Here is a 15,141-nt window from a genome sequence, read left to right on the forward strand (position 1 = left end):
TTACTGATTATACCACATTTACGTTGAAAATTCTTCTATTTTCCGTAATTTTAGCGATAAATCGTTTTCATAACGATTCCATTCAATTTCGCTTCTAATTCATCAGATTTAGCTACAAAATGATGGGGAGAAACAATTGTTCTCTGTTCCTCTTCATACCTGATAATGACTGGGATTGGGCCTTTATACTGGTCTAAAATACGTGACATTTCTTGATCCGAGTCATAATTTTTTACCTGAATCCAAAAGCGCTCAGCCACTGCTTCTCTTATTTCTTGTGCAATCATTTGCAGACGACCGTCACGTGACTGGACTTTCCCTTTAATATAGTAGAAGGCTCCTTCTCTTACTTCCTGAGCAACCTGTCGATATAAATCTGAAAAGAGGGTAACATCCAATTTTTTCTTACTGTCATCCACCTGTAAGAAAGCCATATTTTCACCTTTTTTGGTACGAATTACTTTTATCTTCTGAACTTCAACCAAGATAATAGCATAGCTATTTTCTGACAAATTACTAATAGGAGTAATCGGATAAATAGCCTTACTTGCAATAGCTTGTAGAGGATGTTTGCTGACGCCTACTCCTAGGAGCTCTTGTTCCATGTAGAATTTTTCTTGCTCCGTCCAGTCCTCCGAATCTTGCCAACTATAGATAGTCTCTCCAAATAAGCTTCCTAATACTTTCACAAATTCAAATAGATTAACTAAATTATTGAATACTTTTTTACGATTTTTTTCAAATGAATCGAAAAGACCAACTTTTACCAAAGGTTCCAGCAAGGGAAGTTTCAAATAATTCTCAGGTAGTTTAGCTAAAAAATCTTCAATATTAGAATAAGGTCTATGTTCAATAATCCAAATAGCCAAATCCTTGCTGAGCCCCTTAATCGATTTCAAACCTAGATAGATAGACTTGTTCGCAATTTTATCGTGATAGGGAATAGTATTAATGGACAATGGGGCTACTTCAAAACCTGCTTCTAAGGCATCTGTTACATAATCACTGTTGGCAGAATTTAACATGACCTGATAAAAAATGGCTGGATAATGTGTTTTAAAATAAGCCAACTGGAAGGCCAAGGCTGAGTAGGCATAGGCGTGAGATCTATTAAATCCATAACCTGCAAACTTCTCCATAACATCAAAAACCTGCTCTGCTTTTTCCGCAGTATGACCAGCTTCTATGGAGCCTTGAATAAAGGAAGCCCTCATCTCATGCATGGCAGTGGCATCCTTTTTACCCATAGCTCGACGCAAAATATCGGCCTTCCCAAGACTAAATCCAGCAAAGCGCTGAGCAACCTGCATAACCTGCTCCTGATAGAGCATAATTCCATAAGTTGGAGCCAAAATATCCTCCAGAGCTGGATCTAGAACAGTCACTTCTTCCTGCCCATGTTTTCTAGCTACAAAATTATTGATATAATCACTAGCACCTGGTCGATTTAGGGAAGTAGTTGCTACTACATCTTCAAAACAGACTGGTTGAACACGCTTAAGTAGCCGAATGGCACCAGGTTGCTCAAATTGAAAGATACCTTTTGTATTGCCAGAAGCAAAAAGAGCTAGCGTTTCTTTATCTTCCAAATCGATTTCTTCAATTTTCAAGTGAATATCTTCTGTTTCAGCAAGCAATTCTTGCATCTTCTGGACAAAGGTCAAATTTCGTAGCCCCAGAAAATCCATTTTCAAAAGTCCACTTGCTTCAACTCCATGAGCATCATACTGTGTCAGTGGAATTTCGTCACCATGCTTTAGAGGGATGTAGTTAGTCAAATCTTGGTCACTGATCACAACACCAGCCGCATGGACAGAGGTTTGTCTTGGATATCCCTCAATCTTGCAGGCAATTTCAAAAGCTTTTTGGTATTCTAACTTACTATTGATTTGCTGACGAAACTGGAGGTTACCCTCATAGGCCGACTTGAGATTATCACGAAAACTGATTTTCTTGGTAATTGCAGATAATTCATACTCTGGAACACCAAAGCGCTTCAAGACATCTCGCAAAGCTTGTTTAGCACCAAAGGTTGAAAAAGTAACGATTTGAGCCGCATGTTTACTGCCGTATTTATTACCAACATATCTGATAAAATCTGGACGATAAATATCTGGGATATCAATATCAATATCAGGCATAGTATAGCGTTCACGATTGAGGAAACGTTCAAAAATCAGATTTTTCTCTACTGGGTCAATCCCTGTAATGTCTAAAGCATAGGAAACCAAGCTACCAACTGCGGAACCTCGTCCCATTCCCATATAATAGCCATTCGAACGTCCAAAACGCAACAAATCCCAGACAACCAAGAAATAATCATCAAAGCCCATATCATGAATAACAGCCAATTCTTGGTCTAGACGGTCTTGATATTCTTTACCAGTTAACCCCTTCTGAGCAAGCCCCAATTCAGCACGTTCTCTCAACTCTTCTACTGCTGGTCTAGCTGGATTAAAGCGAGGCAATTTCAGACTAGTATCCAAGTCATAAGAGATGCCTGAAATAAGCTTTTCTAAATTGTCCAAGGCTTGCGGAAAACGTTCTTGGAATAGTTTCTCTAAAGAACTTGCTGATATAAAAACATCTTGTTTCGAACGCAAAGGGACTTCTCTGAGCGGTAGATTTTCTTTAATCGCTGTTAATACTTGAAGAACTTCTCTATCCTTACTTTCAAATGTATTGACCCGATACAATGGTAAAATAGGATGGTGAAATTCGCTGGCCAGTGTTTCTGGGTAAACCCCTATATAGTAATCACAGCCTAGATTTAACAACTCAAGCTCTTCAAAATAAGGCACAATTACCACAATATCCTCTAGATACTGAGATAGAACTGACCAACTTTTCTCCCCCTGCATCTTGGCTGTTGAAAGCTTCATCAACTGCTGATAGCCCACACTAGATAAAGCTAAAAAGCGCAGATTCACTTCCTGATTATCTACAAACACAGTCATTTCAAGCCCTAGTAAAGGATGAATGCCGTATTTTTTTGTAACCTCTAGAAAGTCAAAAGCACCATAAAGATTATCAATATCCATCATAGCCAAATGAGTGTAGCCATAGTCTTTTGCTACTCTCACATACTTGTCGATTGAAATGACACTCTCCATAAAACTATAGACTGTTTTTGTATCTAGTTGTGCGATCAATTTACACTTCTCCTCTATCGTTCTCACTATATTATACCATTTTCAAAAAGAGAAAGAAAAGAACCTGAGATAGTAAATCTCAAGTTCTTTCTGTATTTGATTGCAAGTCAGCATTTAATATAGAGCAAAATGATTATTCTTCATCTTCTCTTTTCTTACGAGCAATCAATCCAAATCCACTTAGGGCTCCTAGAAGTCCGAGTGCTGCAAGGCTAGCGTGATCTTCTGTACCTGTATTTGGAAGTTCACGTTGACCATCCATGTATTGAGGTGTAGAAGGCGCTGCTGGTTGAGCTAGAGTTGCTGGAGTACCATTATTATTTCCGTTGTTATCTCCATTATCTGCAGGTGTTACAGGTTGTGGAGTTTCTGGTTCTGGTTTTGGCTCAGGTTTTGGTTCCGGCTTAGGCTCTGGTTTAGGAGTTGGAGCTGGAGTTGGACCTGGGTATGGAGTTGGATTTGGTGTAGGATCCTTAGGAATGTAGTTGATTGGTGTATCTTGCGTTGGATCACCAGGTACGTCTGGTACTTCGTATCCTTTCGTTGGATCATTTGGATCAACTGGTTTCAATGGTTGACCTTCTGGGTCTACAGGGATAAATCCTGGTACATAAGGCACTTTAGGTTTATCTGTTCCTGGTTTAGTTGGATCTTTTGGATCGTTTGGATATGGAAGTGGATCTGTTGGTGTTCCTGGGATATTCGGTACCCATGAACCTAACTTATCGTAAATCACTGTTTCATTGATATCCTTGATTGTATCAGGAGTTACTTGTACATCTTTAGTTGATGATTCTAGATCACCAGCTTTAGCGATGTATCCTTTCACAACTGGTACTGGGTAACCGTTGAAGATATTATCGTTACGATCTGTTGTCCATTCACCATATGTGATTTCACCAGTTACTAAGTTAACTTTCGCTTCACGTGTGAACTTGATTGTTTCAACACGAGTTTCAGAAACTTCGTTTCCATTGCGATCTACATACTTGATCGTACGTGTAGCTGATTTCTCAGTTACAAGATCTTTCACAGTATTTGGCCATACTGGGCTGTTTGGATCGTTAGGGAATACTGGTTTACCTGGTTCTGGTGTAGATGGTGTCACAGGTGTTCCATCTGGATTCTTCGGTAAGTTTGGATCAGTTGGATCTATTGGTTTACCTGGTGTAACTGGAATAATTCTTTCAGCTACTGTTACAGTGAAGATTTGATCTACAGATTTATCTTTATCAAATACTCTATCTGTATCTTTAGATGGGAACTCGTTCTTAACGACTCTATAACCAGCTTTTTCAAGTTTTTCAATAGTCTTAGTTACTTCATCAACTTTAGACTTAGTGAAGTTAGCTCCTGAATCACCTTCATCAATTACTGGAGTTGATACTACTTTACCTTTTTCATCTACGAAGTTAGTGATAGCTTTTTGTTTATCAGTTACGTAAGTGATTCGCGTATCAGTTCCTGGATCTGTTGGTACTGGTGGTACTTCATATCCTTTAGTTGGATCGTTTGGATCTACTGGTGTTAATGGAACTAGTGGGTTATCCGGACTAATTGGTTTAGTTGGATCTTTTGGCACCACCGGTGTAGTTCCTGGGATATAAGGCACTTTAGGTTTATCAGTTCCAGGTTTAGTTGGATCTTTTGGATCGTTTGGATACGTAACCGGAGGAACTGGTGTAGAACCTTCTGGTACTTTTGGAATCCATGAACCAAGTTTAGTGTAGACAACTTCGATATTTTCATCTTTAGAGTCTGCAGTTAATCCTGTTGTAGCTGCTACTTCTTTTTGTTTGGCATCTTTCAGGATGTAGCCTTTAACGACTGGTGATTCAACTTTATCGAATGTTGTATCTCCATCTTTAGCTGTCCAGTTACCGTATGTGATTTCACCTGTTACAGAGTTAATCTTAGCTTCACGAGTGAATGTAACTTTATCTGTTACTTTCTTAGCCACTTCCTCACCTTTTTCGTTAACGTATGTGATTGTACGGTTCACGTGACGAGTTGTGTCAATCTTCTTAATTAGATCTTCTGTCCATTTTGGTCCATTAGGGTTGTTTGGATCGATTGGATCACCCGGTTTTGGTTTGTTTGGATCATTTGGATTTTCTGGATCAACTGGTTTAAGTGGCTCAACGTGTGGTTTAACCGTTACTTCGAAGACTTGATCTGCTTTTGTATCTTTATCGTAGTTCTTATCTGTAGCTGTTGTGAATCCGTCAGTTACTAAGTCATATCCAAGTTTCTTCAAGTCTGCAAGTTTATCTGCTGTTGAGTACTTGATTGGCTCTCCAGATTTACCTTCTAGGTTATCTGTATGAAGTACTGTTCCTGTTCCTTCTACCACATAAGTTACTTTCGCTTTTTGAGTATCTTTCTCATAAGTGATTTCAGTATCTTCTGTTGGGTTTTCAGGTGTTGGTGGAACATAACCTTTACTTGGATCGTTTGGATCTACTGGTTTCAGTGGATTTCCATTTGGATCTTTTGGAGTTGTTCCTGGAACATAAGGAATCGGTGTTGTTGGTGTTCCTGGTTTCGTTGGATCTGTTGGATCGTTTGGATATTGAGGTTTATCAATATTTGGAACTTCGAATCCTTCTGGTACTTTTGGTACATATTTACCTAGTGGTGTGTAAACGACATTCACTACTGAATCAGCTGCATCGTGAGCAACATTTTCTACTTTTTCAGCTGCTTTAATATCTGCAGCATATCCTTCGATTACTGGAGATGTTACCTCAGCTAATGTTTGTGGTTCTGTCCAGTCAGAAGTATATGTGATTTCACCTGTTACTTTGTTTAGATCACCTTTACGAGAGTAACGAAGTTTTTGTTCTACAGTTGGACGAGCCTCTTGACCACGTTTATCAGCGTCTACTTTATCAGTATTTGCGTATCTGTAGTTGATTGTACGATTTACTTCATCTAGTAATCCAAGTTGTTCGTAAGTACGTTGTTTTGGATCTCCCGGTACTTTGTCTCCTGGTTTTGGAGTAACATTAGGATTATTTGGATCTAGCGGTTTATCTGGATCGATTGGAGTAATTCCTTCTTTAACGATTACGTAGTAAACTTGGCTAATTCCTTTATCACCTTTATCGTCTTTGTCATCGAATGTACGGTTTTCCTCAGCGTAGAATGCTACACGTTCTGCTGTATAAGCTGGATCAGTTGGTTCAACAACTTCATAACCTTTAGCTTCTAACTCAGCTTTAACGTTATCAACATTTGTTGTCTTGATTGCTTTACCTGTGTCTCCTGCTTCCGCAACTGATACGTGAACTGCAGTTCCATCAGCTTTAATGAAGTGAACTAGAGCTACTTGAGAACCATCCTTAACATACGTGATTGTAGTGTTTTGAGTTGGATCTTCCGGTACTTTTGGTACTTCATATCCTTTCGTTGGATCGTTAGGATCTTTCGGAGTTAATGGTTTACCGTTTGGTCCTACAGGTGTTGTTCCAGGGATGTATGGTACTACTGGAGTTTCAGCAGGTGTCCCTGGTTTTGTAGGATCGTTTGGATCATTTGGATATGGTTTTGGAGTTAAGTCAGTGTTCGCTGGAGGTGTTACTCCTTCAGGAATTACTGGTACATATGAACCAAGTTTACGGTAGATAATTGTTTCTTCACTATCTTTATCTGTAGCTTTAACATTTTCACGAGCTGTAGATTTAGCGGCTGAAGCTACATATCCAGGTTTATCTGGAGTTGTTATAGAATCGATTGTTGTATCGTCACCTTTAGCTTTCCAATCACTAAAGTTAGAGATTGCTCCAGTTACTGGATCTAAGTCAGCTGTACGAGTGAATGTTAATGTTTGGACATTATCAGGGATACCTGCATCTGATCCGTCAGCTAGTTTGTAGTGAACTGTGTGCGTTACTTCTTCGATTAATCCTAATTCTTTGTACGTACGACCTTTTGGATCGTTTGGTACTTTGTCTTCAGGTTTTGGAGTAACAGCTGGAGTATTTGGATCTGCTGGTTTAGAAGGATCTAATGTTACTGGTTTTGTAGTATAAACTACTGTTTCATTAATGTCTTCAGCAGTTGCTGTTACTTCTGATGCTGGTACAGTCACTTTATTTGGAGTGTAATTCTTAATTTCTGGTGAAGTTACTTCTTCAAATGTTTGAGCTGGTGACCAGTCTCCGAATGTAATCTTACCAGTTACTGGGTTAATTGTTGCTGAACGTTTGAACTCTTTCGTTTCTTCTACTGAATCAGCAGCCTTCTTACCGTCTGCATATACATAGTTGATTGTACGTTTAACTTCTTCTTTACGTCCATCTTCTAACTCTTTGATTAACTCTGGAGTCCATTTTGGTCCTGTTGGATTATTTGGATCAATTGGTTTATCTGGAGTTGGTGCTGGATCATTTGGATTTACAGTTACTGGTTTAATCGCTACAAGGACTTTGTATTCTTGGTTAGTCTTAGAGTCTGCATCAAACTTACCATTTTCTGGGTAGTTGTTTTCAACAACTGTATATCCTTTAGCTTTCAGAGCTTCGATTGTAGCTGTTACTTCTGTACCTTTCGTAAATGCTTTTCCTGTATCTCCAGTATCAACGATTGATTGAGCCACTCCACCTTTTTCAGTCTTATCCGTTTCACTGTTTACTTCAATGAAATGAACAACCGCTACTTGAGAACCATCTTTCGTATAAACAATTGTTGTATCCTCAGTTGGATTTGTTGGTGTTGGTGGGTTATAACCTTTCGTTGGATCGTTAGGATCTTTTTGAGTTAATGGTTGTCCATCTGGTCCTACTGGTGTTGTTCCTGGAACATATGGAATCGTTGTTGTTGGTGTTCCTGGTTTTGTAGGGTCATCTGGATTGTTTGGATATTGTGGATTTTCAATTGTCGGAGGAGTGAATCCTTCTGGAACAACTGGTACAAATTTACCTAAATCTTTATAGATAACTTTTTCAATAATATCTTTATCCGTTGCATTAACACCCGTTACATCTTGCTTAGATGACTCAACATCTCCTGTAGCTACGTATCCAGTTTTAACTGGTACTACAGCTTTACCTTCAAGAGTTGTATCGTTATCTTTAGCAGTCCATTCACTATAAGTAATTTCACCTGTAACTCCATTTACTGATGCTGTACGTGTGAAGCTTACTGTAGTTTCATGTTTAGGTTCTGCATCAGTTCCACGTTTAGAAGTATCTGCTACATCATCTGCATAAGTATACGTAATTGTACGTTTTACTTCTTCTGCCAGTTTAAGATCTTTATATTTTGGTCCATTTGGATTTTTTGGATCTACTGGTTTTTCAGGATCGAAGTTTGGATCTTTTGGATCAATTGTAATTTGTTTTGTTTTGTAAACTACAACTTCTTCATAATCAGCAGCATCTGCCGTCACAGTTTTCGCTGGTACGTCACTTACTGTTGGATTACTTACTAATGCTGAAGTGTATCCGTCAATTGTAGGAGTTATTACAGCTTCAAATCCATCAGTTGTCTTAGGTGTCCATGCTCCATATTCAACTTCTCCTGTCACAAGGTTAACTTTAGCTGTTCTAGTAAATTCAAGCGTTTGAACTTTCTTAGCTACAACATCTGTTCCAAGTTTGCCATCTTCTACTGGAGTTGCATTTTCATATACATACTTGATTGTACGTGTTACAGATTCAGTTGTCTTCAAGTCTTTAACAGATTCTGGCCATTTTGGTCCATCTGGTTTTGTTGGATCTACTGGTTGACCTGGTTCTGGTTTCACATAACCTGGAGTTGTTGGATCAGTTGGAATATCTTTAACAATCGGTTTGAATGTTACTGTATACTCTTGGTTTGTTGATGCATCAGCGTCAAATACTTTTTCAGCATCTGTTGATGGATAATCTTTTTCACCTGCATTTACATTAGCTACTTTTTCATATCCACGAGCTAAGATCTTATTGATTGCCGCAGTAACATCCGCATCTTTCGTAAAGGCTTTACCTGTATCTCCTGTATCGACTACTGATGGTTCTAATCCTTTACCAGTTGTATCTACAAATTTCGTTACAGCTACTTGAGAACCATCTTTCGTATAAACGATTGTTGTATCCCCTGTTGGTGTTGTTGGAGCTGGTGGTAAGTATCCTTCTTCTTTATTAGCAGGGTTTTTCGGTGTCAACGGTTGTCCATCTGGTCCTACTGGTGTTGTTCCTGGAACATATGGAATCGTTGTTGTAGTTGTTGGATCACCTGGTTTAGATGGATCATCTGAGTTTGGATATTGTGGATTTTGAATTGTAGGAGGAGTGAATCCTTCTGGTACAACTGGTACATATTTACCTAGTGCTTTATACACTACTTTTTCCGTAATATCTTTATCTTCTGCTTTAACTGATGTTACATCTTTCTTAGATGAATCTACATCGCCTGTCGCTACATAACCTGCTACTTTAGGAAGTTCTGCTTTTCCTTCTAATGTAGTGTCATTATCTTTAGCTTCCCATTCTCCGTATGTGATTTCTCCTGTTACTGGGTTCACTTGAGCTACACGAGTATAGTTCACTTTTGTAGTGAATGGATCAGCTACATTCGTTCCAGCTTTATTGCCATCTTTTTCAGCTTGGTTCAATTCACTTGCTTCTGTTGAGTAAGTGTACGAAATTGTACGTGTTACTTCTTCAGTATTTTTCAATTTCGCAAGTAATTCGTCAGTCCATTTTGGTCCATTTGGATCATTTGGATTAATTGGCTCATCTTTCTTAGGTTCTTTATAACCTGGAGCTTTGGGATCAACAGTGATTAGTTTAGTTTTGTATACTACTACTTCTTCGAAGTCTTTATCTGTAGCCGCAACAGTTTTCTCTGGTACATCAGCTGTTGTTGGAGTTACACCTGCAACTGCCGCTGTGTATTTCTCTAATACTGGAGATGTTACTGCTTCGAATTTTTGGTTCGCTGACCAATCTCCGTATGTGATTTCTCCTGTCGCAACATTAATCTTACCAGGACGAGTAAATTTAAGTGTTTTAACTTTCTTGTCAGCTACACTTGTTAGATTAGATTCTGCTACTGGAGTACCGTCTTCGTATACATACTTAATTGTACGTGTTACTTCTTCTTGTACTTTTACAGCGTTGATTAATGCTTCAGTCCATTTTGGTCCATCTGGATTACTTGGATCGAGTGGTGTTACACCTGGAGTTGGTTTTGGATTATCGTTACTTGCTGGTTTTGTTGGATCAAATGATGGAATATCTACTACTTTAGCTTTGAATTTCACCACATATTCTTGATCAACTGCAGCATCTTTATCGAATTTGTCTGTTGATACAAATCCGTTATTTACAAGTTCGTAACCTTTCTTAGCAAGCTCAGCAATCTTATCAGTTACTGAAGTTGCTGTTGTAGCTGGGTAAGCTGCTTCAGATTTACCTGTTACTGCGATTGGATCTGCAAGACCTGGAGTAATGACTTTATCTGTATTAGTAGGATCTACTTCTACGAATTTAACTACAGCTTTTTGTGCCACTGGAGTATAAAGAACTGTAATCTTGTAGTCATCTGCTTCAGCATCGATTGCTGCAGTCGCTTCTACGGTAGCGTTATCTGGAACATAACCAGTTACTTCTGGAGAGTTAACAAGGTTGAATTTATCATCTTTAGCTTTTTCTGCATCAGATAATGTAATCGCATCGTTAGATGTTCCACCTACTGGAGTCCATGGTCCAAATGTAACGATTGATTTTTGAGCAGCTGTTGCATCTGCTGCAATTGCTTTGTTTGTGATGTGATCGTAGTAAACTGTACGAGCTTTGTATTCTTCTGGAGAATCATATCCACTCTTATCCAATACAGCCTTATAAGTAGCGTATTCTGTTGGATATTCTTTTGCAGCTAATGTGTAATCGATTGTACGGTCACGTTCATAGTGAAGTGTTTCGGTCACTGTTGGTGCTGCTGTTGTTCCACGTTTATCTGCTGGTACATCATCCGTACTTGCATATTTGTACTCGATTGTACGAGTTACTTTTTGAGTGTCTTTAATTTTACGAGTAACTCTCTTGTGACGTAGATAGACATTGAATGCTTGATCTACTTCTTTATCATCATCGAACTTACGTCCACCTTCTACAGCTGTACCTTGAGAGTTATTTGTATAGTCATCTGTTACTAATTCATAACCAAGGTCTTCATATTTCTTGATCGTTTTAGCTGTTGCATAAGGAATCGCTGTATGAGACTTACCTTGTAGTTCTGGAACACCATATGTTGTTTTCGCATCTGCACCTGTTGCAGGAGCTGGATTAGCGTTTTGAACTTCAAGAATACGAGCATCTCCTGTTGCATCTAAGTCGATATACGTTACATTCGCTTTTTGTTTATCAGCTTTGTAAACAACATACATATCGAAGTCATCTTTGTCGTCTGAACGAACTTCTGATACTAATGGTTCATAAGCTCCAACGTCTTTCGTATTATCAGCTACTGGAGTATATAATCCAACAGGTTGTTTACCATTGTGAATGTGTCCCATCTTACCATCAGCATTCGGTGTGAAGTTAGCTGTTACTACTTCAGCAGTGTATCCTTTAACAGTTGGTGAGATAATTTCTTTGAATTTAGAGTTTGCATCACTTGAAGCTGTCCATTTACCAATGATAATTGAACCTTGATTGAACTGTGTTCCTGCTGGGATAGTATCTCCAACTTTATAAACATGGCCAGTTGCATCTGTAACTTGGTTCGCAGTTGTAATCGCAGTATCAGTAGTTCCTGCTTCAGAGAAGATCTTGTATTCACGAGTATAGTCAATCGTTTGTGTACGAGTAACTGGTGTGTTATCGATAGCTACGATTGGATCATTATCTTTATAAGAATCTTGACTTGCTGGATTATCATTATCATTTTCGTATACATAGTGAATTGTACGAGTAATCGATGCTTTTGATTGTGGTTTAACTATTGGAATATATTTCGCTTTACCATAGTCAGTTCCATATTTACTTGTTACAGAATCCCCTGCTACTTTATCGTTATAGTCGATATCAGGTTGTTGTTTTACTACACCTGTACCTGTACCTACGAACTTAGGATGTGGAGTAAATTTAATTTCACCACTATCTTGATTTAATGTGTACGTACCTTCATTTTCGATTACGATTTCTGTATCTGTTACTTTAGTATAGCTACGAGGTACTGTTGTAACTTCTCCAGTTTCAGGATCAATATGAACTGCATCTGGAAGTTTAGAACCCATTAAGTTCTCATACGTTGTTGCTTCGCGAGATCCTTTTGGAACAATATCATTGTTAGCGTTGTATGTTGTTCCGTTTAATGTGACACTCTCACCTTTCGGAACAAGCTGATCCGCTGGAGTCTCTTTCCCTAAAACAGAGAATTTATCAGCCGTAACTTGTGGAATAGTCTCACCATTTTGATATGTTTTCTTCCATGTAGTTATTTGAGCTCCTCCAGTTATCTTAAGTGGAGTAACAAGTTGATCACCTTTTTGAACTTTACTTCCTACTGGAATAACAACATTTGCTCCATTTCTTAAAACTGTTGTCGGCTCTGTAACTGTAGGTTCTGCACCTTCTAAAATTGCTCCTGCAGGTACTGAACCAGTACCATATCGAACATTACTTACAAGTACATCTCCTGTTCCATTAACTGTCACAGCTTCAGTTTCAGCGATTCTTGTATTTGCAGGAATCTTATCAGCCGGTTTGAATGTTGCTGTGTTTCCACTAGGTAATGTTACTTCTGTTTCTTTATCAACTTTTGTATCTTCAGTATATACTTTTCCAGGAATTTCTTTTTTAGTTGCTAAAGTTGGTTTTTTAGTTTTATCTAAAATTGCAAAATTCGCTGTATACTTCGTATCTTCAATCTTATCATTTGTTACTGTTTCAACAGTTGCATAAGCAGGAATGGTTGGATTAGATTTTTGCTCGGCACCTTGTACATCTTCTGTAATTGTGTCTTCACCTACTGGACGTACGTCAATAACAGTTGGAATATAGCTAGTATCCATTGATTTGTAGCCGTTATTTCCATTATTTACATTTTCAAGAACCTTGTCTTTTTCTGCTAGTGTAGTAGATGTTTTAGAAGCTTCGATAGTATCATTTGTTGCTTCCCAACCAGTTGAACTATTGTTATCATCCCATGCACGAACTGCAATACCTTTTGCTGTACCTACATATGCGTCTACCGGTTTAAAGGTTAAAGTAGTTTCATATAGACCATTACCAATAGAAACATTCTTACCGTTACTTGCTGGGTTTACTTTATATGTACCTACTTCATTTCCTGCAGTATCATATTCAGTATATGTGTCAAGTAAGTATTCTGTTTTGTTATTCAATGGATTTGTAATTTTTAGACCTTTACCGAGAACTTTATTGTTCTTATCTTTAACGGTTACATACTCTCCAGTGAATACTGTTGCACCATTACGTTCAACGAAAACTTTACCATTATCACCTTTACGATAGTTTGATGGTAATTCGCTATCTGTTGGTGTGTACGCTTCTTCTGACGCCACTTGTTTATCTGTTAAAACAATTTTCGGTGGTAAGCTTTCATTTTCAATCTGAGCCCATTGTTTATATTTGGAATCTTTGTTTTTACCACTAGCTGTAAACATCGCATTTGTTGGTAACTTAACAGTTTGTTCACGACCTTGGAAGTCACTGGTTTCATGTTTAGTACCGCGTGGCATGTGAATCACATGTGTTTCAAAGTCTTCTACTTCCCCTGATGATGCTACACCTGTTGGTTCTAGAATTTCATCTTTAGTTAACGAAATACGTAAACGCACACCTAAGCTATCTGCTGAAGTATCTAATAATTGAGGTGTATTTTTAAATTTAATATTGTAAGTTCCGTTTTTGTTAACTTCTACAATTTCTGAAGATTCATTAAGATCGAATTTACCATTATTATTAAAATCTACCCAACCACGAACATAGGCTTTGTCATTATTGACACCAAGATTAGCACGAACTCCTTCAAGAACATATTCATTTCCTTGTGCTTGGCGGAGTTTATACTCAGTTGCCACCGCTGGATCAAGTAATTGACTTTCTCCTTCATCGCCAAGAGTACCTTCACCTAAAGCACCAGTTGTATGGTTATAAACCCCACGGATTGGAAGCTTCGTTTGAGGATTTGCCATCTCAATAACATCACCTTGATTCAAAAGCACACGAGTGTTATCAGCTTTTTCAATAACAGCATTTCCATTTGGTAATAATAAGTATTTACCTGTCACACCCTTATCTGTTGTTACAATTGTTTTTCCTGATTCTAATGGTGTTTCTTTATATTTCTCAGATGTGATTAAGTCATCTAGTACCCAGCCACCTGAAGGGTCAGTTTTAGTTGAACGGAAATCTGGATCTCCTTTAACATTACCTAAGTATGGCTGAGTAGCTGTTACCTGAGTTTTCACACCATCTTTAATAACTTCTTTGTTAAAGTCCCCGATAATATGTTGTGCAGAGCCGTAAGATTGTGGAGCGTCTCCACCGTCATAAATCATGAAACCAATTGTTCCTGCTTGCGCACCTGCGGAGTTTAAATACATTGATAATGTTTTAACGTTTTGAGATAGAGCAATTGGTAATGAGTTTTTAGAACCCATAGATGTGTAGTTAGCTCCGAATGTATTTGTTCCATAAGCAGAAGGGTTCCCATTTTCATCTACGTTAACCCAATCTTTTGGATTATACCCTGCTTCTGCAAGACGTCCATCAGCATTAACATCACTTTGTCTACTTGGATAAACTCCTTGAGCAGTTTTTTCATCAATGTCTTTTTGAAGGTTTAACGCCATGAATTGTTCCCATTTCGTTCCATCTGTCTCGAATTGAACAATTTCAGTACGTCCAGCTTCTTCTGCATCCGCAGCAATTACGTTAACATCTACGATACGCCCGTTATAAGTAGCAGAAAGTGCAAATGTTACCCCAACGTTTGATTCATCGCGAGACGATGTAAATGAAGTAAGCATTTC

General features: G+C 38.3%; 2 protein-coding genes. Both read right to left on the bottom strand.

Translation table 11 applies throughout. The features are described from left to right. Window positions 1-50: 50 nt before the first annotated feature. On the bottom strand, window positions 51-3,152 hold the full coding sequence (locus ACLNCW_RS07250; protein ID WP_424845765.1) for a DNA polymerase III subunit alpha: 3,102 nt from the start codon (window positions 3,150-3,152) through the stop codon (window positions 51-53). A gap of 133 nt (window positions 3,153-3,285) precedes the next feature. Then, window positions 3,286-15,138, bottom strand: coding sequence for a mucin-binding protein (locus ACLNCW_RS07255; RefSeq protein WP_424845767.1), 11,853 nt, complete (start codon window positions 15,136-15,138; stop codon window positions 3,286-3,288). Between the last annotated feature and the right edge of the window lie 3 nt (window positions 15,139-15,141).

It is taken from the genome of Streptococcus sp. CL6.22, assembly GCF_049738055.1.
GTDB lineage: Bacteria > Bacillota > Bacilli > Lactobacillales > Streptococcaceae > Streptococcus > Streptococcus mitis_DJ.